This is a genomic window from Allobosea sp. P4_C6, assembly GCF_056402015.1.
The window spans coordinates 1-23,975 of record NZ_JBFUIF010000014.1 but is presented as its reverse complement, the minus strand read 5'-3'; the positions used below and the strand labels follow the sequence as shown (position 1 = coordinate 23,975).

General features: G+C 66.7%; 21 protein-coding genes. 6 read left to right on the top strand and 15 right to left on the bottom strand.

The genetic code is table 11. The features are described 5' to 3' along the window. Positions 1 to 59 precede the first annotated feature (59 nt). Positions 60 to 725 (top strand): hypothetical protein, encoded by a 666-nt coding sequence (locus AC1DVA_RS12345; RefSeq protein ID WP_265050054.1) that lies wholly within the window; start codon positions 60 to 62, stop codon positions 723 to 725. Between the two features lie 127 nt (positions 726 to 852). Here the strand turns inward: AC1DVA_RS12345 and AC1DVA_RS12340 are convergent, their stop codons facing one another. The 3 genes from AC1DVA_RS12340 to mtgA all read right to left on the bottom strand — a co-directional run bounded on the left by AC1DVA_RS12340 (position 853) and on the right by mtgA (position 4,021). Next, on the bottom strand, positions 853 to 2,544 hold the full coding sequence (locus AC1DVA_RS12340) for an EAL domain-containing protein (protein ID WP_476806061.1): 1,692 nt from the start codon (positions 2,542 to 2,544) through the stop codon (positions 853 to 855). A gap of 472 nt (positions 2,545 to 3,016) precedes the next feature. Beyond that, positions 3,017 to 3,202, bottom strand: a complete 186-nt coding sequence (gene rpmF, locus AC1DVA_RS12335; protein WP_265050052.1) for a 50S ribosomal protein L32 — start codon at positions 3,200 to 3,202, stop codon at positions 3,017 to 3,019. 153 nt (positions 3,203 to 3,355) lie between these two features. Then, a complete protein-coding gene (mtgA, locus tag AC1DVA_RS12330) occupies positions 3,356 to 4,021 on the bottom strand; it encodes a monofunctional biosynthetic peptidoglycan transglycosylase (RefSeq protein WP_476806121.1) in 666 nt (221 codons plus the stop codon). A gap of 168 nt (positions 4,022 to 4,189) precedes the next feature. Between mtgA and AC1DVA_RS12325 the strand changes: the two genes are divergently transcribed. Then, positions 4,190 to 5,137: a polyprenyl synthetase family protein gene (locus tag AC1DVA_RS12325; RefSeq protein ID WP_265050050.1), complete on the top strand. Its 948-nt coding sequence runs from the start codon at positions 4,190 to 4,192 to the stop codon at positions 5,135 to 5,137. Positions 5,138 to 5,325: 188 nt separating this feature from the next. On the opposite strand, the gene AC1DVA_RS12320 is transcribed toward AC1DVA_RS12325, so the two are convergent. Both AC1DVA_RS12320 and AC1DVA_RS12315 read right to left on the bottom strand, forming a co-directional pair. Continuing rightward, positions 5,326 to 6,570, bottom strand: coding sequence for a histidine kinase (locus tag AC1DVA_RS12320; protein ID WP_476806060.1), 1,245 nt, complete (start codon positions 6,568 to 6,570; stop codon positions 5,326 to 5,328). A gap of 51 nt (positions 6,571 to 6,621) precedes the next feature. Beyond that, positions 6,622 to 7,914 carry an adenylosuccinate synthase gene (locus AC1DVA_RS12315; protein ID WP_476806059.1) on the bottom strand — a complete coding sequence of 431 codons (1,293 nt, stop codon included), beginning with the start codon at positions 7,912 to 7,914 and terminating at the stop codon, positions 6,622 to 6,624. Between the two features lie 515 nt (positions 7,915 to 8,429). Between AC1DVA_RS12315 and AC1DVA_RS12310 the strand changes: the two genes are divergently transcribed. Together AC1DVA_RS12310 and AC1DVA_RS12305 are read left to right on the top strand one after the other, a co-directional pair. Then, positions 8,430 to 9,641, top strand: a complete 1,212-nt coding sequence (locus AC1DVA_RS12310; protein ID WP_265050047.1) for a M20 aminoacylase family protein — start codon at positions 8,430 to 8,432, stop codon at positions 9,639 to 9,641. Between the two features lie 124 nt (positions 9,642 to 9,765). Further along, complete coding sequence (locus AC1DVA_RS12305; protein ID WP_476806058.1) at positions 9,766 to 10,344, top strand: tyrosine phosphatase family protein; 579 nt, start codon at positions 9,766 to 9,768, stop codon at positions 10,342 to 10,344. 184 nt (positions 10,345 to 10,528) lie between these two features. On the opposite strand, the gene AC1DVA_RS12300 is transcribed toward AC1DVA_RS12305, so the two are convergent. The 4 genes from AC1DVA_RS12300 to AC1DVA_RS12285 form a co-directional block, all read right to left on the bottom strand. Then, on the bottom strand, positions 10,529 to 12,253 hold the full coding sequence (locus tag AC1DVA_RS12300; RefSeq protein WP_476806057.1) for a mucoidy inhibitor MuiA family protein: 1,725 nt from the start codon (positions 12,251 to 12,253) through the stop codon (positions 10,529 to 10,531). Between the two features lie 157 nt (positions 12,254 to 12,410). Further along, positions 12,411 to 13,157, bottom strand: a complete 747-nt coding sequence (locus AC1DVA_RS12295; RefSeq protein WP_476806056.1) for a F0F1 ATP synthase subunit A — start codon at positions 13,155 to 13,157, stop codon at positions 12,411 to 12,413. 140 nt (positions 13,158 to 13,297) lie between these two features. After that, complete coding sequence (locus AC1DVA_RS12290; protein ID WP_476806055.1) at positions 13,298 to 13,615, bottom strand: DMT family transporter; 318 nt, start codon at positions 13,613 to 13,615, stop codon at positions 13,298 to 13,300. Positions 13,616 to 13,920: 305 nt separating this feature from the next. Beyond that, positions 13,921 to 14,802 carry a type 1 glutamine amidotransferase gene (locus tag AC1DVA_RS12285; protein ID WP_476806054.1) on the bottom strand — a complete coding sequence of 294 codons (882 nt, stop codon included), beginning with the start codon at positions 14,800 to 14,802 and terminating at the stop codon, positions 13,921 to 13,923. A 115-nt stretch (positions 14,803 to 14,917) separates the two neighbouring features. On the opposite strand from AC1DVA_RS12285, the gene AC1DVA_RS12280 reads away from it, so the two are divergent. Then, positions 14,918 to 15,826, top strand: coding sequence for a DMT family transporter (locus AC1DVA_RS12280; protein ID WP_476806053.1), 909 nt, complete (start codon positions 14,918 to 14,920; stop codon positions 15,824 to 15,826). Between the two features lie 139 nt (positions 15,827 to 15,965). On the opposite strand, the gene bla is transcribed toward AC1DVA_RS12280, so the two are convergent. Together bla and AC1DVA_RS12270 are read right to left on the bottom strand one after the other, a co-directional pair. Continuing rightward, positions 15,966 to 16,967 carry a class A beta-lactamase gene (gene bla, locus AC1DVA_RS12275; RefSeq protein ID WP_476806052.1) on the bottom strand — a complete coding sequence of 334 codons (1,002 nt, stop codon included), beginning with the start codon at positions 16,965 to 16,967 and terminating at the stop codon, positions 15,966 to 15,968. An 85-nt stretch (positions 16,968 to 17,052) separates the two neighbouring features. Next, complete coding sequence (locus AC1DVA_RS12270) at positions 17,053 to 17,952, bottom strand: LysR family transcriptional regulator (protein ID WP_476806051.1); 900 nt, start codon at positions 17,950 to 17,952, stop codon at positions 17,053 to 17,055. Between the two features lie 101 nt (positions 17,953 to 18,053). On the opposite strand from AC1DVA_RS12270, the gene AC1DVA_RS12265 reads away from it, so the two are divergent. Next, entirely contained in the window at positions 18,054 to 19,046 is a 993-nt protein-coding gene (locus tag AC1DVA_RS12265) for a zinc-dependent alcohol dehydrogenase family protein (RefSeq protein ID WP_476806050.1), read from the top strand. A 2-nt stretch (positions 19,047 to 19,048) separates the two neighbouring features. Here the strand turns inward: AC1DVA_RS12265 and AC1DVA_RS12260 are convergent, their stop codons facing one another. The 4 genes from AC1DVA_RS12260 to AC1DVA_RS12245 form a co-directional block, all read right to left on the bottom strand. Continuing rightward, positions 19,049 to 19,300, bottom strand: coding sequence for a DUF1902 domain-containing protein (locus AC1DVA_RS12260; protein WP_476806049.1), 252 nt, complete (start codon positions 19,298 to 19,300; stop codon positions 19,049 to 19,051). 2 nt (positions 19,301 to 19,302) lie between these two features. Next, positions 19,303 to 20,892, bottom strand: a complete 1,590-nt coding sequence (gene serA, locus AC1DVA_RS12255) for a phosphoglycerate dehydrogenase (protein ID WP_476806048.1) — start codon at positions 20,890 to 20,892, stop codon at positions 19,303 to 19,305. A 202-nt stretch (positions 20,893 to 21,094) separates the two neighbouring features. Next, a complete protein-coding gene (locus tag AC1DVA_RS12250; RefSeq protein WP_476806047.1) occupies positions 21,095 to 22,273 on the bottom strand; it encodes a phosphoserine transaminase in 1,179 nt (392 codons plus the stop codon). A gap of 139 nt (positions 22,274 to 22,412) precedes the next feature. Then, the coding region (locus AC1DVA_RS12245) for a P-loop NTPase fold protein (protein WP_476806046.1) at positions 22,413 to 23,975 on the bottom strand (1,563 nt) is incomplete at its 5' end.

Genomic DNA, 23,975 nt, shown 5'->3' with positions numbered 1-23,975 from the left:
CGAGGGGAAACCGGACGAGGCGTATCCAAGAACAAGGTCATGAACGGGAGGACGAAGTGATGCGCATAGCGTGTATCGAGCTGGTCGCCGCCGCAGGGTTTCTGGCGCTCGCCGCCGGCGCCGCGCAAGCCCAGACAAGCGAGATGACTTTTTTCGTCACGAGCAGCGGCTCGGGGAAGGGGGCCGATCTGGGCGGCCTCGCAGGTGCGGATGCGATCTGCCAGCGCCTCGCCCAGGCCGTCGGTGCCGGCAGCAAGACCTGGCGGGCCTATATGTCGACGCAAGCGGCCGGCGGGGTGGCCGCCGTCAATGCGCGTGACCGTATCGGCGCCGGTCCGTGGCGAAATGCCAAAGGAGCCGTGATCGCCAGCAGTGTCGCCGATCTGCATGGCGCCGCAACCAATCTCACGAAGCAGACCGCGCTGAACGAGAAGGGCGAAACCGTCAAAGGCCGCGGCGACACGCCCAATGAGCACGATATGCTGACGGGCTCGCAAGCCGACGGCACCGCTTTCGGCCCAGGCGAGGACCGTACCTGCGGCAACTATACCAGAAGCGGCGCCGAGGGCGCGGTGATGCTCGGCCACCATGACCGCTCGGGCCTCGACGAAACGCCGCCCTCGAAATCCTGGAACATGTCCCATCTTTCGCGCGGCGGCTGCAGCCCCGATGCGCTGAAAAGCACGGGCAGCGCCGGGCTGTTTTACTGCTTTGCTGCCAATTGACGCGATCATCCGGAGGCGCTCGACGGGCGCCTCCGGCCGGGAGCATGGCTGAAGCCGGGTGTTGAAGGGCTCCGCTGAGCACGGCTTGGCGAGACTTCTTCCTCCGTGTGGTCGCGCTGGCGCCGTATCAGCCGGCGGCCAGTCTCCGGCGCACATGCTGCGAAGGCGCATGCAGCTCGGCCCGGCCGACGAGGTGCCCCTGCAGATAGGTGACGCCCCAGTCGCGCAGCATGGCGGCCTGCATCTCGTCATCGACCCATTCCGCCACCGTCTCGACGCCGAGATGGCCGGCGAGGTCGATGAGCGTGCGGACATAGAAGCGGTCGTCGGTCGAACGCCGCAGATTCTGGGTGAAGGCGCCGTCGATCTTGAGGATGTCGATCGGGAAGGCGCGCAGATGGCGCAGCGAGGTGTGGCCGGCGCCGAAATCGTCGATCGCGATGCGCGCGCCCTGTTCCTTGATGCGTCCGAGAAGCTTGCCCATCCGGGCCGGGTTCTCGATCGTCGCCGTCTCGGTGACCTCGACGATCAGGCGGGATGCCGCGTCTGTGGCCGCAGTGGTGCAGGCGACGAAGGCATCGAGCCATTCGGGGTCGGTGAGCGAGCGCGGCGAGACGTTGACGGAAAGCACGAGGTCCGGGTCGTCCTGCAGCATGTCCATGGCGAGCTCGAGCACGCGATGGTCGAACAGCCGCACGAGGCCGCGACGCTCCAGCATCGGAACCAGCTCGGCCGAGGCGAAATAAAGCCCGGTATCGCCCTGGCCGACCCGCATCAGCGCCTCGTGGAAGGCGGGCTCGCGTGAGCAGGTCCTGACGACGGGCTGGAGGGCGAGGCGCACCCGCCTCTCGTTCAGCGCCGCGATGGCCTGTACGTCGAAACCGACCTGATCGCCGGCCGTGTCGCGACGCGGGCGCGGCTTGGCCGTCACGGCGGTATCGATCGCGCCGGCGCGCGCCGTCGCGAGCGCTCCCTCGGCGGCGGCCAGCAGCGAGCCGCCATGGTTGCCCAGCTCGGGGGCGCTGGCGGCGCCGACGCGCAGCCGTACGAGCGCGATGCCGCGCGCGGTCTCGATCGCCGACTGGGCGACGATCTTGATGAAGCGACGGGCCGCCGATTCGATCTGGTCCTGCGGGCAGCCGACGAGCAGGATAGCGAAGCTGTTGCCGGCATAGCGGACGAGATGGTCGCGGCGGCGCGTGACCGAGCGCAGCCGCTCATGCACGGTGCTGATGATCTCGTCGGTGGCCTCATGGCCGAAATCGTCGTTGAGGCGCGCGAGCTCGTCGATCGCCGCGACGAGCACGACGACCGGCCGCTCGGCCGGGAGGTGCTCCTTCAGCGCCGCTTCGATGTGCTCCAGCAAGGCGGGGCGGTCGCAGAGCTCGTTGCCGAGCTGCTCCAGCTCGTCGGCCCTCGCGGCGCGCTCCAGTCTCACGACGCCACGCGCGCTGGCCGGGCGGCCGTCGCTGCCGGTGAACCAGCGGCCGGTGTCCTCGGCCCACATCTTGCGGCCGGCGAGGTCGATGGCGTAGCGGGTCCGGTAGATCACGCCGTCGCCATGGTCGTGCTCGCTGGAGCCGAAGATCGCGTCATAGCGGCTCGGGCCGCTGCCCGGCTCGACCAGCCCGGCGAAGGCGAGGCCGCGCGCCAGCACCGTGGCCGGAATCGGACCCAGCACATCCGCGACATTCGGGCCCCAGCTCAGGGAGTCGGTCTGGACGTCCCAGCCGTAAACGACTTCACCGATCGAGGAGAGGATGCTGCGAGGATCAACCGGGCCGCCGTTCTGGAAGCTGAAGATCGAGGGGGTGGGCATCGCTCGGCCTCGGAAAGACAGCCCACGCCGCGCCGTTCTGGTGCTTCGTCGCCCTGTCCGGATGATGGGAAGTGCTTCGAAACGATGCGGTCATTCCCATTAATGGGGCGTTAAGTCTGGCCAATGATTTGCAGCCTGAGCTCCGTCACAAGTTGCGTGTGCCGGAGTGATACATGGCAGAGGCCCGCGTTTGGCCGGAGCAGGGTGTGGTCAGCACCAACGCATCTGCGCTTGTACTTTTGCAGGCCGCCGCGGCACGGGCCGAAATCGGCCCCTTCGCACGCCGGGGGAAGGCGACGCCCCAATCGGCTGCGGGATGCTACCGGGCGGCGGCGCAGCTCGTGCCCGCACGCCGGATGCCGCGCCTCCGCGCCTGACTCAGACTCGACAAGGCAAAGAAAAACCGGCCTCTCGGCCGGTTCACGTCTTCTGTCGGGGGAGCGGCATTGCTGCCGCACCCGGCCGGAACGCCTCAGGCGTCGGCCTTGACCTTCAGCACCTGGCGGCCGCGATACATGCCGCTCTTCAGGTCGACATGGTGCGGACGGCGCAGCTCGCCGGAGTTCTTGTCTTCGATATAGGTGGGCTGCTTCAGCGCGTCGGCCGAGCGGCGCATGCCACGCTTCGACGGCGACGTCTTTCTCTTCGGAACGGCCATTGTACTCTCCATCGTGCCGCCGTCCGAACGCGCAGGCTTGCCAAAGCCACGCCTCCGCCACGGCGACGGATCAATCTCGTGAGGCGTTGCCCATACACGCTCGGGGTGCCGATGGCTAGTGCCGAATCCGGATTTCTAGCGATTAAGGCCGGATCAGCCGGGTACGGCGCAGTCTCCCAGCGTGCCGAGCTGGCCGACCCGGCGCTGCGTGCGGGCAGCGGCGGACTGCAGGGCGCGATTGGGCTTCGCCGGGTCACGCAGAAGCGGGTTCGGCAGCGCGGCGGCGAGGCGCGCGGCCTCGGCCGGTGTCAGGCGCGCCGCCGGCTTGCCGAAATAGCGCTGCGCCGCGGCTTCCGCCCCGAACAGGCCTTCGCCCCATTCGGCGACGTTGAGATAGACCTCGATGACACGTGGCTTGCCCCAGGCGAAATCGATCGCCATCGCCAGCGGGATTTCCAGTCCCTTACGGATATAGGAGCGGCCGGGCCAAAGGAAGACGTTCTTGGCCGTCTGCATGGTCAGCGTCGAGGCGCCGCGGCTGGGCCCGTCCTCGTCCTCCATGACGGCGTTGAGCTCGATCCAGTCGACGCCGCGATGGCTGCAGAAGCGCTGGTCCTCCGAGGCGATGACGGCGCGGATCAGATTCGGCGAGATCTGGGCCAGCGGCACCCATTCGCGCTCGACAGAGCGCAGCGTCAGCCAGCGGCCGAGCATCAGCGTCGAAGGCGCGGGCGTGAAGCGATAGAGCACGATCGCAGCGATGAGGATCAGCAGCAGCCAGAAGGCGAACTTGAAGCAGAGGCCGAGAATCCTGCCCAGCACGTTGCTTCGTCCCCCTCGTCGATCGATCGGCGCAAGGCTCGATGTCTTGGGGCCGAGCCCTGCTGCCAAGTCCCGCGCCAAGCCCTGCGCCATGGTGGCGCAGCTTGACGATGCCGCCAGCGTCCGGCAAGGCCCCCGTCCCGGCAGCGAACGCGAGACCCGCGCATGAGTTCCGTCACATCACCGGCCAGCCATGGCGATCTCGACCTGCGCCTCGCGGATAATGCCGCGGCCGTCGAGGCCCTGCTGGAGACGCTGCTCTCGGCCGAGCCGGCTGAAGGCGAGACCCTGCGCCCGCCGCGCCTCGTCGCGGCGATGCGGCATGGCGCGCTGGGGGGCGGCAAGCGCCTGCGGCCCTTCCTGACGATCGAGACGGCGCGGTTGTTCGGCGTCACCACCGAGCAGGCGCTGCGGGCGGGCGCGGCCGTCGAGCTGCTGCATTGCTATTCGCTCGTCCATGACGATCTGCCGGCGATGGATGACGACGACCTGCGGCGCGGCCGTCCGACGGTTCACAAGGCCTTCGACGAGGCGACGGCGATCCTTGCCGGCGACGCGCTGCTGACGCTGGCTTTCGCGGTTCTGGCGGATGAGGCGACGCATCCTTCCGGCGCGATCCGCGCCGCGCTGGTGAGCACGCTGGCGCGCGCATCCGGGCTCGGCGGCATGGTCGGGGGGCAGATGCTCGACCTCGCGGCCGAGGGGCGTTTCGAGGCGGAGAAGACTTCGCTGCCGGAGGCCGCCATCCGCCAGCTCCAGGCGATGAAGACCGGGGCTCTGCTTGCGGCGAGCGTCGAGATCGGCGCGCGGCTCGGCGGCGCCGATGCCGGTGCGCTGGCGGCGCTCGGCCGGTACGGCCGGGCGCTCGGCGCGACGTTCCAGGTCGCCGACGACATCCTCGACGTGGAATCCGACGCGGCCCGGATGGGCAAGGCGACCGCGAAGGACGAGGACAAGGGCAAGGGCACGCTGGTCGGCGCGCTCGGCCTGGACGGTGCCAAGCGCGAGCGCGACCGGTTGAGCGACGCGGCGGTTGCGGCTCTCGTTGGCTTCGGCCCCGATGCCGATGTCCTCAGGGCCGCCGCGCGCTTCGCGGCCGAGCGGAAGAGCTGAGCCCCTTATCGATTTCTTGCGGAAACACGGTGTCGTCCCGGACAAGCCGCGAAGCGGCGCCGATCCGGGATCCATCGTAGAGCCCCGGCGCCCTCCGATGGATCCCGGGGCAAGCCCGGGATGACGAGACGGTTCCGAGAGTAGTCAGAACGCCCTGGGGTGTTATGACAACCGGGGCGCGGAGGCCTTTACCGCCAGCGGCCGAAGGCGTCGGCCAGCGTCTGGCTGCCGGAGACGCCCTTCTCGAAGGTGATGATGCCGCGGCGCCCGGAGGTGAACAGCACGGGCACGTCGATCCAGCTCCGGTTGAGGATGAGATCGACGTTGCGATCGACCTCGACCGGCACGTTCGACAGCGCCGCGACGAAGAGATTGTCGCCGAGCGCGGAGTTGATCGCCGAGAGCGGCGCGCCGCGCTCGCCTTCCTCGGTCTTGAGCTGCGGCACGCCGACCTCCTTGATCGCCTGCGTCGCCGGGTCGCCGCTGCTGGTGAAGCGCAGGCCGATGATGTGCGAGGCGGGGAAGGCGGAATCGGTGTTGCGGCGGATGGTGAAATCGAGATTCAGCCCGGCATCCGGGATCTCGACGGTCGCGCGCACGATCGTCTCGACCGGGCGGCCCTGGCCGGCGCTCTCGCTGTCGAGGCGCCAGAAGACGCGGCCGTTGACCGCCCTCGGCTGCTGCGGGTTCTCGGGCACCTCGGTGTAGAGGATCGCGCGCTGGGCGACGGCGATCTCGCCGCCGGGCTGCGGCACGGGGATACCCTGCGCGGCGCTCTGGGCATTGTTGCCGGGCCGGTTCTGTGCCGGCGCGCCAGCCTCGCCGACGCGGTCGGAGATCTTGCCGGCGTTGTCCGGCTGGGCCGGCCGCGCCTGCTGCGCGGCGGTTTCGCCGTTCGCGCGGGGCGTGTCCTGCGGCTTCAGCTTGTGGACATAGATCGCGGTGGCCGCGATCGCGGCGACGGCGATCGCGACGACGCCTCCCACGACGGCCGAGCGGATATGGCCGGGTTTCACCCGCGATTCGCGCGGCGGCAGCACGCGCGGGCGGGCGATCTGCGGCTGGGCGGGCTCCGGAAGCGGTTCGCCCTCGTCCTGGCCGGTGGCCGCCGGCAGCGGCGCGAACTCCGGCTGCTTCTTCGGCTCGGGCGGCCGCGGCGGCTGCGGAACCGCCTCCACCGGGCGAATCACCGGGCCTTCGGCAGCAGGCGGCGCGGCGGGCGTCTCGTCGTGATCGGCTTCGATGCGGGCGACGGCCTCGTCGAGCGCCAGGCGCTCGCGCATGATCTCGGCCTCGCTCAGGGGCGGGTCGAGACCGCGCAATTGCGCAACGAGAGCCGCCCGCGCCCGATCGAAGATGGCGCGGCGCGCCTCGGGAGAGTTGTCGGGCAACCCGGCGACGGCTCGCGCCAGGATAGGATAGAAGTCGGCCATTGGCCTCACTTGTCGCTGATGGCGCCCTGCGTCAACCCTCGGAGGGCACGCTTATCCCTCGAAAGGATTGTGGACGAGGATCGTGTCGTCGCGCTCCGGGCTGGTCGAGAGCACGGCGACGGTGGCGCCGATCAGCTCCTCGATGCGGCGGACGTACTTGATCGCCTGCGCCGGCAGGTCGGCCCAGGAGCGGGCGTTCGCCGTTGAGCCGTCCCAGCCCTCGATCGTCTCGTAGATCGGCTCGACGCGAGCCTGGTCGCTCTGCCCGGCCGGCAGATGCTCCAGCACCTGGCCGTCGAGCTTGTAGCCGACGCAGACCTTGATCTCCTTGAAGCCGTCGAGGATGTCGAGCTTGGTCAGTGCGATGCCGTCGATGCCGGAGGTCTTCACCGTCTGGCGCACGAGGCAGGCGTCGAACCAGCCGCAGCGGCGCTTGCGGCCGGTGACGACGCCGAACTCCTTGCCCTTGGTGCCGATCAGCTCGCCGATCTCGTCGAAGAGCTCGGTCGGGAAGGGGCCTTCGCCGACGCGGGTCGTGTAGGCCTTGGCGATGCCGAGCACATAGCCGACGGCGGAGGGGCCGAGGCCCGAGCCGGTCGCGGCCTGGCCGGCGACGATGTTCGAGGAGGTGACGAAGGGATAGGTGCCGTGGTCGACATCGAGCAGCGCGCCCTGTGCGCCTTCGAACAGGATGCGCTTGCCGGCGCGGCGCTCGGCGTCGAGCAGTGCCCAGACCGTGTCGGCATAGGGCAGGATCTCGGGAGCGATGGTCTTGAGCTGGCCGAGCAGTTCCCCGGCGTCGACCTCGCCGATGCCCAGCCCGCGGCGCAGCGCGTTGTGATGGGCCAGCAGGCGCTCGATCTTGGCCTCGAGCAGGGCTTCGTCCTTGAGGTCGATGACGCGGATGGCGCGGCGGCCGACCTTGTCCTCATAGGCCGGGCCGATGCCGCGCTTGGTCGTGCCGATCTTCATGCCGGCGTTCGAGGTCTCGCGGAAATGGTCGAGCTCGCGATGCAGCGGCAGGATGAGCGTGGCGTTGTCGGCGATGCGGAGGTTGTCCGGCGTGATCGCGACGCCCTGGGTGCGCAGCTTGGCGATCTCCTCGACGAGGTGCCAGGGATCGACGACGACGCCGTTGCCGATGACCGAGAGCTTGCCTGGACGCACGATGCCCGAGGGCAGCAGCGAGAGCTTGTAGACGTTGCCGTCGATGACCAGCGTATGGCCGGCATTATGCCCGCCTTGGAACCTGACGACGACATCGGCCTGGCTCGACAGCCAGTCGACGATCTTGCCCTTGCCCTCGTCGCCCCACTGGGCGCCGACCACCACAACATTCGCCATGAGCGAGGTGTCCCTGCTTTACGTTCCGCGTTGCCCGTGCAAGCGGCCCGCGCAAATGCAAAACCCCGGCGCAAGGCCGGGGTTTCGGGGCAGGTCCTTGCAAGCCCTCATGGGCCAATGTGGTCCGAAGGTCAAGTTTTCCGACAGTCTCATTGCCAGGGTGAATGGCTCAGACCATCAGGCGCCCCCGTCATTCCGGGGCGACCCGCAGGGGCGCGCCCGGAACCCAGAACCGACACGTCATATCGCTAAACGAGCCGGTCACATGTGCCTCATCAAGACGCGGCGTCGGTTCTGGATTCCGGGCTCATCGCTCCGCGATGCCCCGGGATGACGGCGCGGCGAATCTCTCTCGTCGACCTCGAAGCTGCTGGCGTAAACCATCTGAGCATGGCCGCTCTGCAGCATCTGCGCAGTAATGCTGCCGCAATCGGGCGTAAGGGCTAGAATGGCGGTTGGCGGCCGATGGCAGGGACCAGCATGCCGGCGCCGCAAGAGAGGGGAAACCATCGATCATGACCAAGCTCGACGACTGGCTCGACCGGCACCATGCCGCGTTCACGGCGATCCGCCGCGACATCCACGCCCATCCCGAACTCGGCCTGGAGGAGCACCGCACCGCCAAGCTCGTCGCCGATAGCTTGCGCGAATGGGGCGTCGAGGTCACCGAGAATGTCGGCCAGACCGGCGTTGTCGGCGTCATCCGCGGCAGCCGGCCCGGCCCGCGCGCCATCGGCCTGCGCGCCGACATGGACTGTCTCGCGCTGGAAGAGACGACCAACCTGCCCTATTCCTCGCGTACCCCCGGCCGGATGCATGCCTGCGGCCATGACGGGCACACCACCATGCTGCTCGCAGCGGCGCGCTACCTCGCCGAGAACCGGGACTTCGCCGGCACGGTCAACCTGATCTTCCAGCCGGCCGAGGAAGGCCGCGGCGGCGCCAACGCCATGCTGGCGGACGGGCTGTTCGAGCGCTTCCCCTGCGACGCCATCTACGGGCTGCACAACACGCCGGGCATGCCGACCTCCAGCTTCGGCACCACGGTCGGCCCGTTCCTCGCGGCGGCGGATTCCTGGAAGGTCACCTTCCACGGCGTCGGCGGCCATGGCGGCTCGCAGCCGCATCGCTCCACCGACATCACCTATGCGCAGGCGCATTTCGTGCTCGGCCTGCAGGGCATCATCGGCCGCAACGTCGCCCCGCTCGACACGGCGGTGATCAGCGTCGGCTACATCCATGGCGGCGACGCCGACGCCTCGAACGTCATCCCCTCCGAGCTCGTCATCGGCGGCACGGCGCGGACCTACTCGCAGGAGGTGCGCGATACGGTGGAACGGCGCATCGCCGAGCTCGCGGCGGCGACGGCCCTGGCCTGGGGCTGCCAGGCGGAAGCCTATTATCATCGCGGCACCAGCCCGCTCGTGAACGAGGCCGAGCAGGTCAAGGTCGCGGTCGCGGCGGCCAGCGCGGCGGTCGGGTCCGAGCATGTCAACGGCCAGCTCCGGCCGGGCACGGGCGGCGAGGATTTCGCCGAGATGATGCTGGTGCGCCCCGGCGCCTTCATGCGGATCGGCAACGGCGTCAATCCCGACGGCTCCTTCGTCGGCCTGCACACGCCGCTCTACGATTTCAACGACGAGATCATCCCGGCCGGTGCGCGCTACTGGGTCGGCCTCGTCGAGCAGGAGCTCGGCCAGGGTTGGCAGGCGATCGCCGCCGAGTGAGAATTGCCTGGCGGCCGGTGTCGTACGATGCCGGCCGCAAGCTTGCAGGGGTGCCCGTCGTTTCCAGCGGTTGCGCCATCGGCGGAACGGACCTAGGCGGCATGCTCAGCCGCGGAGCCATGCCATGAAGACCCTCGCCATCTCGACCCTGACGATCTGCGGCATCGACGAGCTGCCGGGCAACAGCGCGCGCGAGGTAACGCATGTGCTCTCGGTGCTCGATCCCGACCGGGCCGAGCTCGATGCTTTCGGCGCCTATGGCGAGCACCATCGCGTCACGTTGCGCTTCCACGACATCATCGATCCGCGGCCCGGCCAGATCATGCCCGCGCCCGAGCATGTCGGGGAGATTCTGCGCTTTGGCGAGGGGCTGCAGGAGACGGCCGCCGCCCGCGTGAAGGGGCATCTGCTGGTTCACTGCCATATGGGTATTTCGCGCTCGACGGCGGCGATGCTGACGCTGATGGCACAGGCCGATCCGACCGAAGGCGAGGATGCGCTGTTCGCAAGGCTGCGCGAAATCCGCCCGCAGTCCTGGCCGAATTCGGTGATGATCGGCTTCGCCGACGCGCAGCTCGGCCGGCAGGGACGGCTGACCGCGGCGCTCGGGCGGCACTATGGCCATCAGATCGAGGCACAGCCCAAATTCCGCACCTGGATGAACGACCTCGGCCGCAGGCGCGAGATCGAGATGGCGGTCTGAGGTCGCCCGCGGGTAAGGGAGGCGCCGTCATGCTCGGGCTTGACCCGAGCATCTCATGACGTGAGGGCTCCAGAGCCTCTTCCTGCAAGAGATTCTCGGGTCTGCGCGGAGTTTATCCTTGGGCCGATCGAAGATCGGACCCGAGGGCTTCGCCCGAGAATGACGATGGAGGCCCGGCGCCCTTTCAATTCATCGGGCGCGCCACGGGCTCCGGTCCCGGCATGGGCTGCTGCTCGTAGGAGAGTTCGCGGTCGCCCGGCCATTTGATGCGATAGGTCAGCTTGATCTCCTTCTCGGAGGCGGGCTGCAGATCGAAGGTCCAGGACGAGACGCCGCGGCGATCGCCGACCTGCTTTTCGGTCGGCGGGGTCGTGAGGGCGGCGATGGTCTCGACCGTGATCGCGCTGCTCTCCGAGAAAGGGATGCGCTCGAGCACCGTGACCTTCACCGGCTTGCTGTGCAGGCTCTTCACCACGGTGCGGAACTCGCGCTGGTCCGTGCGGGTCTGGCCGAGCCAGCTCGGCTCGTTCTCGCGCCGCTTCACCGGGGCGTAGCTGACCTTGATCCGGTCGTCGGCGCCGAAGCCGAGCTCGACCTTGTCGCCCGGGGCGACGAGCCCGAACTGCCCCATGCCGACATAGGTGCCGTCGCGATGCAGCGCGACGCGGCCGGGCAGGAGCGGCGCCTCCTCCTCATGGGTGAAGCCGGCTTCCAGATAGGCCTTCAGCTCCAGCTCCGGGACGGTGCGGGCGGCGAGCGTCGCGTCCGCCCTGCGCTGCGTCAGGACCACCGTCTTCGCGGCGCCGTCCTGCGGGACGCTGGCGCGGCCCGGCACCTGGAAATTCGCCTGATAGGCGCCGGCCTCGATCGTCGCGACCTGAGCATCGGCGGCGACCCTCAACTCATCGCGCGAAACTCCACCGCTGAAACGGAAATTTGATGGGGGCGCGGGGGCGGCAGCAGGAGCTGCCCGCTCCGTTTCCTGCTTGCGGGCTTGCGCCATGGCGCGCGCCCGTGCCTCGGCAATGATCTGCGGCTCGAAGAAGGCGACCTGCACGGGCGCGAGATCGGGAGCGCGGGTGCCGCCGGCCGCGCGCGTGGTCGAGAGCGTCAGCGCCACATCGTCCCAGGCCTCGCCGCTGCGCTGGCGGATCTCGGCGCGCCGCGTCAGGGCGATCTCCGGCTTCTCGCCCGTCGTCGTCAGCCTTGCCTCGTAGGTCGGCGTCCAGTTCGCGCCAGTGACGCGGTAGCTCACGGTGAATTCGGCCGCGACGGGCTGCGGCGCCTCGACCGCGATGGCGACGTCGCGCTTCGGCGCGCCCGGCTTGCCGCCTTGCGGACGGGCGCGTTCGAGGGAGGCGATCTCGGCCTCGACGTCGGACAGGCGGTTGCGCACGCCGCGCAGCTCGTCCTGGACCTTGACCAGCGCGGTGCCGATCGCCTCGAACACGGCCGGCCAGTCGGTTACGGGCAGGGCCTTGCCGTCGGGGCCGAGCTTGTCGGGGCCGGTCTGGGCGAAGCGCTCGATGGTGGCGCGCTTGGCCTCGTTCGCGGCGATCTGGCCGGTGAGCCTGTCCTTGTCGTCGCGCAGCGCCTTCAGCTTGTCCTCCAGCACCGTGTCGAGCACAGGCCTGGCGTCGCCCGGCGTGACGCGGACATCGACGGCACCGACCGAGAAGGCGCCGTCGCCCTTGCCCTCGACGCGGATGGAAGCGGGATCGATGGTCGCCGGCAGGCCGCGCAGCACGACCTGCGAGACGCCCTGCAGCAGCTCGGCCTTGCCGAGCCGCGTCACCACGGCGCCGTCGGGATACACCGTGATGCGGTCGATCCGGCTCGACAGCTCGGTCTCGGCGGCGCTGGCGAGGCCGGGCGCGAGAATCAGGGCAGCGGCAATATGGCTTCTCATCAAAATCGTCCCCTCCAGATCGCAATCACGAGGCCGTGATAGGCGTGGTCGAATTCGGCACGCCCAAGGCGGAATTGGGCCGGAATGCGGATAGGACGAGCGGGCGGGGAGAGCGTCCTGTGTTTGCAGGAGGGGCCCGGTCTTGGCGTGGCGCCGGCTAGTGGCCGGGATGCAGCGCGTCGTTCAGGTAGATGCAGGCGAGCACGGTGAAGACATAGGCCTGCAGCACCGCGACCAGGAACTCGAAGGCCGTCAGCGCCACGGTCATCAGCAGCGGCAGCGGCGCCAGCAGCCCGTAACCGAAGCCGGCTGCGAGCAAGGCCGCGACGAAGCTGCCGAAGACCTTGAGCGCGATATGGCCGCCGAGCAGGTTGGCGAAGAGGCGCAGGCTCAGGCTGATCGGCCGCGACAGGAAGGAGACGATCTCGATCACGGTGATGAAGGGCAGGAGCCAGCCCGGCACGTCGGAGGGCACGAACAGCCGCAGGAAGCGCAGGCCATGGCGGCAGGCGCCGTAGCCGACCACGGTCGCCATCACCAGCATGGCGAGCGCGAAGGTCACGATGATGTGGCTGGTGACGGTGAAGCCGCCGGGGACCATGCCGAACAGGTTGAGCACCAGCACGAACATGAAGAGCGAGAAGATCAGCGGCAGGAAGCGCATGCCCTCGCGGCCGGTCGCGTCGGTCAGCGTCCGCGCGACGAATTCGTAGAGCATCTCGGCGAGCGCCTGGGCCCGGCCGGGGATCAGCGCGCGCGAGCGGGTCGCAAGGATCAGCCCGCCGCCGATCGTGACTGTCGCGAGCGCCATCATCAGCGCCGCGTTGGTAAAGCCGATGTCGATCCCGCCGAGGCGGAGCGGGATGAGGGTCTTGACGATGAACTGGTCGCTGGGATTGGCCAAGGCTGGGCCTCCGCTGCACGAGGTTGCGCGACGGCGCGGACAAATCCGTGCCGTGGGGCCGTCCCCGATGTGAGCGAAGGCCAAGGGTCGTCCCGAGGCCGGGCCTGCTTAGAAAGCGGACCCTGGTTTGGCAAGCGCCATCAGCTCGCCGAGAGCTTCATCATGACAAGGCCGGAGACGATGAGCGCCGCTGCGGCGATGCGCATCGGCGTCAGCGCCTCGCCGAGCACGGTGACGCCGACGAGGAAGGCGCCGACCGCGCCGATGCCGGTCCAGATCGTGTAGGCGGTGCCGAGCGGCAAGGAGCGCATCGCCAGCGAGAGCAGGGCGAAGCTGCCGATCATGGTGACGATGGTGATCGCTGCCGGCACCGGACGGGAGAACCCGTCCGACTGCTTCATCGTGTAGGCCCAGACGATTTCGAGAATGCCGGCAGAAAAAAGATAGAGCCACGCCATAGCGGTCCCCCATGAGTTGCCGGGTCGTCCCGGCACATCGCCCAGGTTGGGGGAGGTCGTGGCCTCGCTGGCGTTGATCTAGTCAGCGCGGCTGGGGATGGCAAGGCTGGAGCAGGCTGCGTCCTGCCAGGAGCGCGGGTCATCCCGGCCGGAGCGAAGCGGAGAGCCGGGATCCATGCCTGAACCTCGACCGGAAGCGCTCCGGCATGGATCCCGGGTCAAGCCCGGGATGACGGAGCGGTCATGTGGCATCCTTCCGGAAGAGATCCCCGGGACGAGGCTCGCGGGATGTTGGCGCCGAGCGCTCAGGCCCTACCGCGCTCGCTCGCATGCGGCTTGATGCGGTGCTCGACGAAATTGCGCAGCTCGGTGACGCGGCGCTCGGTGTCGAGCACCTCGCGGTCGAGGCCATGCGCCCAGGCGAGGTCCTGCCGCTGCGGCTCGGCGTCGAGCGTGCGCAAATCGCCGAGCCAGCTCTGCGTGGAGGCCTCGTCGCGCCGGAAGCCTTCCTCGATCAGGAGCGGCACCATGCGCCCGAGGATCGAGGCGACCTGCTTCAGCGGGAATTCGGGGTGGTACTGCACGCCCCAGAAGGTGCCGCCGCCATGCCTGATCTCGGCGGCCTGGACCTGGCTGTAGGCGTTGGAAGCGAGGATCGTCGTGCCATGCGCGGGCAGGGCGATGGTGTCGAGATGAATCGCCGGGGCGTCGAAGGCGGCAGGCCTGCTTTCGAGCAGCTTATGGTTGCGGCCCGCTTCGGTCGGCGTGATCCGCCGGGCGAAGCCGACCTCGCGGCCCTTCGGGTTGGCGGTGACGGTGCCGCCCGCCGCGACCGAGCCGATCTGGATGCCCCAGCAGGAGCCGAAGCAGGGCGTGCCGCTGGCATAGATCGACCGCATCAGTTCGACTTGCCGCGTCACCGCCGGCTCGGTCTCGTAGATGTGGAGGGCCGAGCCGGTCAGAAAGACGCCGTCATAGGATTCGAGCCCGGCGCCGTCGGGCAGGTTGGCGCCCTCGTCGGCCGGCAGGCAGATGTCGGAGACGATGCCGGGTGCGATCGCCGCGATCTCGGCGGCATAGGCTTCGCCATAGGCCATGCCGTAAGCCTCCCGCAGCCCTTCTCGATGCTCGCGCGTGTTGCCGTCGACGAAAAGCAGGCGGAGCGGGCGGGAATTGGTTTTGATCATCGAGAAATGTCCGCAGGGATGCGCAGGGCGACGGTCAGGCTTGCGCCGCATCTCATATGAGACCGGGCTCGCGCAAGGGTATTGCAAGAGCCCTTTCCCGGAACAGGGCGGAATCGTGCACCCTTCCCCGACCTGGCTGCAACGCGCCTGGGCCAATGCCTATCTGTTGATGATCCTGACGACGCTGATGTGGGCCGGCAATGCCGTGGCGAGCCGGCTCGCCGTCGGCAACATCTCGCCGATGGCGCTGACCTCGTTCCGCTGGATCGCGGTCTGCGCGATCATGCCGTTCCTGCTGCGCCATCAGATCCGGGCCTATTGGCCGGTGCTGCTGTCGCGCTGGCGCTTCGTCGCCCTGCTCGGCATCCTCGGTTTCACCGCCTTCAACACGCTGATGTATCTCGCCGCCTATTCGACCTCGGCGATCAACATCGGCATCCTGCAGGGCTCGATCCCGGTCTTCGTGCTGATCGGCGCCTTCCTGGCCTATCGCACGCCGATCGGCACCATGCAGGCGCTCGGCGTCGCGGTCACGCTGCTCGGCGTCGCCGTCACGGCGAGCCGCGGCGACATCCATGTCCTGACGGGTTTTCGCTTCGCCGCCGGCGACCTGCTGATGATCCTCGCCTGCGTGCTTTATGCCGGCTACACCGTCGCCATCCGCAACCGGCCGGCGATGCCGGGGCTGGTCTTCTTCGCGGCGGTCGCCTGCTTCGCCTGCCTTGTTTCGCTGCCGCTGCTCGTCGGCGAGATCGCGCTCGGCAAATTCCACGCCCCGACCGCGACGGGCTGGGGCATCCTGGCCTTCACGGTGATCGGGCCTTCGCTGCTGTCGCAGCTGTTCTTCATGCGCGCCATCGAGATCATCGGGCCCGGCCGGGCCGGCGTCTTCGTCAATCTCGTGCCGGTCTTCGCGCCGATCCTGGCCGTGCTGATCATCGGCGAGCCCTTCGGCCTCTACCACGCGCTCGCGCTCGCTTTGGTGCTCGGCGGCATCTTCATCGCCGAGCGGCTGGGGCGGTAGGGAAGTTCTTTCGTCGACAACTGCCGACATTCTCGGGCGAAGCGGAGCGAAGACCCGAGAATCTCAGGACGAGAAGGCACTGGTTTCCGAGATGCCCGGGTCAAGCCCGAGCATGACGTCAGGGTATGCGCGACCCTTGTCAGCGCAGCGCCGAAACCGCCAGCCTCGCGACGGCGGCCAGCGCCGCCTCGCGCTCGTTCGCCTCGGCGCGAGAGCCGGCGAGATAGACCACGATGGCGAAGCGCCGGCCGTCCGGCAGCGTCGCGATGCCGATGTCGTTGGTGGCGTGGTTGATGCCGTCGACCGTCAGGCCGAGACCCGTGCGATGGGCGAGGCGCGAGCCCGCAGGCAGGCCGGCCTTGATCCGGTCGGCGCCGATCTTGCTCTCGGAGATCACCTTATCGAGGAAGGCGGCATGGGCCGGCTGGCGCAGCCAGTTGCCCTTGGCAAAGGCCTCGAGGAAGAGGGCGCTCGCCTCGGGCGTCGCGGCGTCGCGCTTGTCCTTCAAGGCGGCCGAGAGCGCGGCGGTGCGCGGCTGCGGCTTCATTGCCTTCAGCTCGGCGCGGAAGCGCTGCTCATCGACCGTCTCGCCCCAGGCGAAGCCGCGCAGCCCATAGATCTCCGGCTGGAACTGGCGCTCGTAGCGGTCGACCGAGATGCCGGTGATGCCGCCGTCGCGCAGCATCTTCGTCACCACCTGCGGCCCGCCGATCTCCCGCATCAGCAGGTCGGCGGCAGTGTTGTCGCTCTCGCCGGCGGCGAGGCGGATCAGCTCGCTGAGCGGGTAGTCGTTGCGCTCGCCCTTGAAGGCTTTGACCAGCGGGCTGCGGAACAGCGAGAAATCCTTGCGCGTGACGGTGATCGGCTGGTCGAACTTGAACTTGCCGGCCTCCACTTGCTGCAGCACGGCGACGGCGAGCGGCAGCTTGAACACGCTCTGCATCGGGAATGTCTCGGCGCCGCGATGCGACCACTGCTTGCGGTCCTTGAGGTCGATGAGGGCGACGCCGAGCCGGCCCTTCGACTGCTGTTCGATCGTGACGATCTCCTTGTCGAGCTTGGCCCGGTCCCAATCGGCGAGGGCAGGCAGGGCGACGAGGCAGGCGAGGGCCGTGGCGGCAAGGCGAAGGCGGGCAGGCATGGGCGATCCTCTGTGATGGCGCCCAACACAAGGGAGGGGACATTGCGGCATGGTTGCGGCAGCGGCCCGGCGACACCGGGCAGGCTCACGCCATCAGCGGCGGCAGGGCCTTCGCCAGCTCGTCGACGGCGACGCGGACCTTGAGCGGCAGCAGCGGGCTCTGCGGCCAGAGCGCATAGCCGTCATAGAGGAAGGGCGGCTGGTCGGGCAGGACGACGGCGAGTTCGCCCGAGCGCAAGCGGTCGCGGATCAGCCAGGCCGGCAGCCATGACAGCCCCAGCCCGGCGACGGCGGCATCGGCCATCGCGTCGAGATCGTCGAAGCGCAGCCGCCCGGATGGCGCGATCTCCAGCGGCGGCAGGCCGGCCTGCGGAAACTGCCAGGGCCGGACCCAGCCGGCACGGCCATAGAGAATGGCCTGATGCTGCGCGAGATCGTCCAGTCCCGTAGGCGTGCCGTGACGTTCGAGATAGGCCGGGGCGGCGCAGAGCAGCATCGGCTGGCGGGCGATGCGCCTGGCGACGATACCGGCGCGATCCTCCAACGTGCCGGTGCGGACGGCGAGATCATAGCCCTGCTGCACCAGATCGGCGATCGGATCGCCGAATGAGAGTTCCAGTTCGAGGCGCGGATAGCGCTGAGCCAGCCCGAACAGCACCGGCGCGACGCAACGCCGGCCGAAATGCGCCGGCATGGTCACGCGCAACCGCCCGCTCGGCTCGCCGAGATGGTCGCCGGCGAGGGCCTCGGCTGCTGCCGTCTCAGTCAGGATGGTGCGGCAGCGGTCGTAATAGGCGCGGCCGACATCCGTCAGGCTCTGGCGGCGCGTCGTCCGGTTCAGGAGCCGCGCGCCCAGCCTCTCCTCCAGGAAGCGGACATGCTTGCCGACCATCGGCGCGGAGAGATCGAGCGTTTCGGCAGCCGCCGCAAACGAGCCGAGATCGACCGCCCGGACGAAGACTTCCATACTGGTGAGGCGATCCATTTTCGGAACCAATGGTTTCTGATCTGCAAAGCACACGCGACTTTATCGTTGGGCCGGTGGCGCAGACAATCGCTTCATTCGAAATCGTTTGGAATGAAGTCATGGCAAAGGTTGTTCGTTTCTCGGAGCTGGGCGGGCCGGAGGTGCTGCGGATCGAGGAGGTCGAGGTGCTGCCGCCGGGGCCGGGCGAGGTTCGCATCCTGGCGAAGGCGCTCGGCCTCAACCGGGCGGAGGCGCTGCTCCGGCGTGGCAGCTATATCGAGGCGGCGGCGCTGCCCTCGGGGCTCGGGCTGGAAGCGGCCGGGGTCGTCGAAAGCATCGGAGACGGCGTCGAGGGATTGAATCCGGGCGATGCCGTCAGCCTCGTCCCGCCGCGTTCGATGCTGCGCTGGCCCGTCCATGGCGAGCTGATCCGCGTGCCGGCCGAACTGGTGGTGAAGCATCCGCCCGAGCTCGACTGGGAGGGCGCTGCGGCGCTGTGGATGGCCTTCCTCACCGCCTATGGCGCGCTGGTCGATCTGGCAGGTCTGAAGACCGGCGAGACCGTGGCGATCACGGCGGCGTCGAGCAGCGTCGGCCTCGCCGCGATCCAGATCGCCAACCGCATCGGCGCGCGGCCTGTTGCCGTGACGCGCTCCGAGGCCAAGCGCGAGGCGTTGATGGCCCATGGAGCGGCGGCCGTGGTGCTATCGGAGGGCGAGGGGCTGGCGGAACGGCTGGAGGCTGCGGCGGGTGGTGGTTCTGGTCTCCGCGTCGTCCTCGATGCCGTCGGCGGGCCGATCTTCGAGCCCCTGACGGCGGCGATGGCGCCGGGCGGCATCCTTGTCGAATATGGCGGCTTGAGCCCTCTGCCGACGCCGTTCCCGCTGCCGGCCGTGCTGGGCAAGAGCCTGACCTTGCGCGGCTATCTCGTCCACGAGATCACGCGCGATCCGGCGAAGCTCGCCGCAGCGAAGGCCTTCATCCTAGCCGGCGTGGCAGGAGGGGCTTTCAGGCCGGTGATCGCGAGCAGCTTCCCGCTCGACGAGATCGCCGCGGCGCATCGCTATCTCGAGTCGAACGAGCAGTTCGGGAAGATCGTGGTGACGGTCTGAGCCTAGGCGTCCGGCGCGTCGTCGCAGAGTGCGAGCTCGACCGGGCAGTTCTCGATGCCGAAGCATTCCGGCAGGAGCTGCTTAAGCCGCTCGCGCAGGGCGTCGAGCGACTCGGCCTCGGTGACGATGCCGAGCTCGCCGGTGTCCATGGCGTACCAGAGGCCCGCCGCCTCGTCGCGGCGGACCTCGAAGCGGATCGGCTCCAGCGCCGCCTCCTGGCGGGAGGCGACGATGGCGCGCAGGGGGTTGAGCACGATCAGAACCTGAGTCGACGAGCGCGCTTGACCATCGGGATCTCGTGGATCTTCGCGAGCAGCTCGTCCGAGATCGGCTCGTCGACGGCGACATAGCAGATCGCGTCTCCGCCCGGCTTGTCGCGGCCGAGCGAGAAGGTCGCGACATTGACGCCGGCGCCGCCGAGCAGCGAGCCGAACTGGCCGATGAAGCCTGGCTTGTCGGCGTTGCGGACATAGAGCATGTGCGGCGCGAACTCGGCGTCGACCTGGATGTCGCGGATCTCGACGATGCGCGGCTTGCCGTCCTGGAACACCGTGCCCGAGGCGTGGCGCGGCATGTCCTCGGCCTCGACGACGATGCGGATGACGCTTTCGAGATTGCCGGCGACCTCGCGGGTCAATTCCTCGACGACGATGCCCTTTTCCTTGGCGATCATCGCGGCGTTGACCATGTTGATCTCGGGCAGGAAGGGCCTGAGCACGCCGGTGATCGCGGCGGCCGAGATCGCCTTGAGGTTGAGGTCCGCGACGGCGCCCTCATATTCGATGCGGATGCCCTTGACCGCCGCCTCGGTGAGCTGGCCGAGGAAGGAGCCGAGCTTTTCCGCCAGCGCCACGAACGGCTTGATGCGAGGGGCTTCCTCGGCCGAGATCGAGGGGAAGTTGACCGCGTTGGTGATCGCGCCCTTCAGCAGGTAGTCGCTCATCTGCTCGGCGACCTGCAGGGCGACGTTCTCCTGCGCCTCGTTGGTGCTCGCGCCGAGATGCGGCGTGCAGACGACGTTGTCGAGGCCGAAGAGCGGGTTCTGCTCCGCCGGCTCCTGCGAGAACACGTCGAAGGCCGCGCCCGCGACATGGCCGGACTTGATCAGGTCGGCGAGGGCCTGCTCGTCGACGAGGCCGCCGCGGGCGCAGTTGATGATGCGCACGCCCTTCTTGGTCTTGGCGAGGTTCTCGGCCGAGAGGATGTTCTTCGTCTTCTCGGTCATCGGCACGTGCAGGGTGATGAAGTCGGCGCGCTTCAGCAGGTCCTCGAGCTCGACCTTCTCGACGCCCAGCTGCACGGCCCGCTCCGGCGAGAGATAGGGGTCATAGGCGATGACGCGCATCTTCAGGCCGATGGCACGCTCGGCGACGATCGAGCCGATATTGCCGGCGCCGATCAGGCCGAGCGTCTTGGCCGTGATCTCGACGCCCATGAAGCGGTTCTTCTCCCACTTCCCGGCCTGGGTCGAGGTATCCGCCGAGGGGATCTGGCGGGCGAGCGCGAACATCATCGCGATCGCGTGCTCGGCGGTGGTGATCGAATTGCCGAAGGGCGTGTTCATCACGATGATGCCGCGCGCGGTGGCGGCGGGGATCTCGACATTGTCGACGCCGATGCCGGCGCGACCGATCACCTTCAGGTTCTTCGCCTGCTCCAGCAGCTTGGCGGTCGCCTTGGTGGCCGAGCGGATGGCGAGGCCGTCATAGTCGCCGATGATCGCGGCGAGCTTGTCCTTGTCCTTGCCGAGGCCGGGATCGAAGGTCACGTCGATGCCGCGATCCTTGAAGATCTGCACGGCGGCGGGGGAGAGGGCGTCGGAGATCAGGACTTTGGGGGCTGTCATGAGGATGGCTCCGGCGGCGCGGCGCTGAGGCGCACGGGCTCGCGTGAAATTCAGGGGACGGGGAAACACCCCGTCATTCCGGACAAGCCGCGAAGCGGCGCCGCTCCGGAATCCATCGAAGGGCGGCTCGCTCTACGATGGATCCCGGGTCTGCGCTTCGCTTGCCCGGGATGACGGTGAGTGCGTCACAACGGGCAGCGCCTTATGCCGCCTTCTTGCTCAAGCCCGCCTTGGCCTCGGCGAAGGCGTATTCGATCCAGGGCAGCAGCGCCTTGACGTCGCGCGCCTGCACAGTCGCGCCGCACCAGATGCGCAGGCCGGGAGGGGCGTCGCGGTAGTGGCCGAGGTCGTAGCCGGCGCCGGCCTTCTCGATGATCGACACCACCTGCTTGGCGAAGGCCGCCTGCGCGTCCGCCGGCAGGGCCGTCACGGCCGGGTCGGTGAACTTGAGGCAGACCGAGGTGTTGGAGCGCGTCTTCGGCTTCACGGCCAGGAAGTCGATCCAGTCGTTCTCGCGCACGAACTTGGCGATGACGCGGGCATTCGCATCGGCGCGCTTCACCAGCCCCTCTAACCCGCCGACCTTCTTCGCCCAGTTCAGCGCATCGAGATAATCCTCGACCGCGAGCATGGAGGRCGTGTTGATCGTCTCGCCGGAGAAGATGCCCTCGATCAGCTTGCCGCCCGAGGTCATGCGGAAGATCTTCGGCAGCGGCCAGGCCGGCTTGTAGGTCAGCAGCCGCTCGACCGCGCGGGGCGAGAGCACGATCATGCCATGCGCGGCCTCGCCGCCGAGCACCTTCTGCCAGGAGAAGGTGGTGACATCGAGCTTGGGCCAGTCGAGGCGCTGGGCGAAGGCGGCGGAGGTGGCGTCGCAGATGGTCAGCCCCTCCCGGTCATCGGCGATCCAGCCGGCATCGACGACGCGCACGCCGGAGGTGGTGCCGTTCCAGGTAAAGACGACGTCGCGGTTCTTGGTGTCGACCTTCCGCAGGTTCGGCAATTCGCCATAGGGGGCGTCGAAGGTGCGGACGTCGGGAAGCTTGAGCTGCTTGACGACATCGGTGACCCAGCCGGCGCCGAAGCTCTCCCAGCTGACCATGTCGACGCCCCGCGCCCCGAGTAGGCTCCACAGCGCCATCTCGACGGCGCCTGTGTCGGAAGCGGGCACGATGCCGATGCGGTAATCGGCGGGGATCTGCAGCACCTCGCGGGTGAGGTCGATCGCGGCCTTCAGCTTGTCCTTGCCGATCTTGGCGCGGTGCGAGCGGCCGAGCGGGGCGTCTGCGAGGCCCTTGAGGGTCCAGCCGGGGCGCTTGGCGCAGGGGCCGGACGAGAAGTTAGGCACGCGCGGGCGCGTGGTCGGTGCGGTGTTCGCCATCGATGTCTCCATCCTTACAGATGGGCGCGCCCCGTTGGGAGGGCGTGTCCCGTCGATGGGGGTAGGATGGGGAGGGGTGGGGAGTCAAGTCGGAAGAAATATTTGAGCCTACGATCTTTAATTCAGATTATTGCGCAGATCATTTCAATATTTCATCTATGTTCCATGCCACATTTCTTTGAATGTTGTATCCAACTATGCCTTTCTGCTTCCTGCTATAGGCGATTAATTTATTTCGCAGCTTTTCAAGCCAAGGGCGTTCCGCGGATAATTCCCGGCCAAGCTTTCCATGCTCGTACCTGGCTTTGATCGCCATAAGCACAATTCTTTGCTCAGACGGGTGCAATTTGGCGAACTCATCGACAAACTCGGGTATCTTAATATGCAACAAAATCGGTATATCGTAAAAATAATTATCTTCGCTATTCGTGAGATTCAGGCGTCTATAAAATAGCTGCTGATCGCTTTTCATTTCCAAAAGCAATTTATTCGCCTGACTGGGATAGTTTTTTTCTGTTGCCTTACCCCTCATCTCCCGCAAATGCACAAACAATTCTCTAAAATCTTTGCTATCACTTTCGTGGATACCAAGACCTCCATAGCCCTGAATTCTAAACTCATCGGCAAAGGCGTTTCGTCCCATTTTTTCTATATTTCCGGATTTAAATATGTCGTCTATATATGATTTACTCTCTTTAAATACAATTTCTCTCTTTTTCTTAATTATTCCGGCCGAAGATAACCAAAGCCTTATCCCAATAACGTGCAAAACCTCACCCGATATGCAGAATTCGCGATTCTTAAATTGGAGCTCCATTTTCTCCAGAGCTTGATAAAACTCATCCTCTGTTCTTTCGAGAGAGTGCCAAACGGTCCTCCAAGGAGGCTCCGCTCCGCGTGGAGCGTATTGAGGGCTTTTATTGAGTTCTGATGTAATGGTATTGCTGTCATGCCAGCCGTTTATAAGTATTTCTTCAAGTGTTTTTTGGTCTAATACATCAAAATCAAACGATATGTTGGAATATTTTTTCTCAATATTATCCATTATACCGTCTGGTTCGCCTTTTTCTTTCTTTACATAGCGGGCCAATCTATTGACGCTAATTGCGCCAAAGTTCTCAGAATTCAGGCGCCCAGTTCTAATTTCGATGGACAAGGCAAGTATCTGGCCCAGTAACCTAAGGATGGCGTTCTCATTGCGCCAATGGTCTGATGTAAAACCTCTTGATACTCTCTCAAAATCCCACAAGCTTTGCTTTAGTATCCTTAGGTTTATTGTCTGTGATAAGTCGTATATCGACGTGATATATTCCGATTGATTGATAAGGAAGTCTCTGGTTTTGTCGTCGCGAATTTGCCCCATAAAATATGCCAGGGCTGTCTTTGTCGACGGGGCAATTTGCAATGTCTTTCCTATTAATTTTTCTTTTATATTCTTGTAAGATTCATCTTTTTTTAGAATCTCGGATTCATTGGCAATTACTATTGCTTTGAATCCATCATGTTCGACAAACGAGTTTATATATCCTAGAACATCTGCTACATTCATCGAGCATCGCTCCAGATCATCAAATACAATGAGATTATCATCTGGATCTGTGAAATACTTACTCAAATCTATTTCTGGAACTGTTGACGATACGGTTACGTCTTCTTTTCCATCGCCGTCAAAATCTATCTTTAACGCAGTTTTGAATAGCCC

Bases quoted from the DNA above. Each gene is read 5' to 3' on its own strand.
- AC1DVA_RS12290 (WP_476806055.1), bottom strand. From the start codon at position 13,615: ATGGCGTGGCTCTATCTTTTTTCTGCCGGCATTCTCGAAATCGTCTGG.
- AC1DVA_RS12265 (WP_476806050.1), top strand. From the start codon at position 18,054: ATGGCAAAGGTTGTTCGTTTCTCGGAGCTGGGCGGGCCGGAGGTGCTG.
- AC1DVA_RS12310 (WP_265050047.1), top strand. From the start codon at position 8,430: ATGACCAAGCTCGACGACTGGCTCGACCGGCACCATGCCGCGTTCACG.
- AC1DVA_RS12325 (WP_265050050.1), top strand. From the start codon at position 4,190: ATGAGTTCCGTCACATCACCGGCCAGCCATGGCGATCTCGACCTGCGC.
- AC1DVA_RS12340 (WP_476806061.1), bottom strand. From the start codon at position 2,544: ATGCCCACCCCCTCGATCTTCAGCTTCCAGAACGGCGGCCCGGTTGAT.
- AC1DVA_RS12315 (WP_476806059.1), bottom strand. From the start codon at position 7,914: ATGGCGAATGTTGTGGTGGTCGGCGCCCAGTGGGGCGACGAGGGCAAG.
- rpmF (WP_265050052.1), bottom strand. From the start codon at position 3,202: ATGGCCGTTCCGAAGAGAAAGACGTCGCCGTCGAAGCGTGGCATGCGC.
- bla (WP_476806052.1), bottom strand. From the start codon at position 16,967: ATGCCTGCCCGCCTTCGCCTTGCCGCCACGGCCCTCGCCTGCCTCGTC.
- AC1DVA_RS12300 (WP_476806057.1), bottom strand. From the start codon at position 12,253: ATGAGAAGCCATATTGCCGCTGCCCTGATTCTCGCGCCCGGCCTCGCC.
- AC1DVA_RS12270 (WP_476806051.1), bottom strand. From the start codon at position 17,952: ATGGATCGCCTCACCAGTATGGAAGTCTTCGTCCGGGCGGTCGATCTC.
- AC1DVA_RS12285 (WP_476806054.1), bottom strand. From the start codon at position 14,802: ATGATCAAAACCAATTCCCGCCCGCTCCGCCTGCTTTTCGTCGACGGC.
- serA (WP_476806048.1), bottom strand. From the start codon at position 20,892: ATGACAGCCCCCAAAGTCCTGATCTCCGACGCCCTCTCCCCCGCCGCC.
- AC1DVA_RS12345 (WP_265050054.1), top strand. From the start codon at position 60: ATGCGCATAGCGTGTATCGAGCTGGTCGCCGCCGCAGGGTTTCTGGCG.
- AC1DVA_RS12320 (WP_476806060.1), bottom strand. From the start codon at position 6,570: ATGGCCGACTTCTATCCTATCCTGGCGCGAGCCGTCGCCGGGTTGCCC.
- AC1DVA_RS12305 (WP_476806058.1), top strand. From the start codon at position 9,766: ATGAAGACCCTCGCCATCTCGACCCTGACGATCTGCGGCATCGACGAG.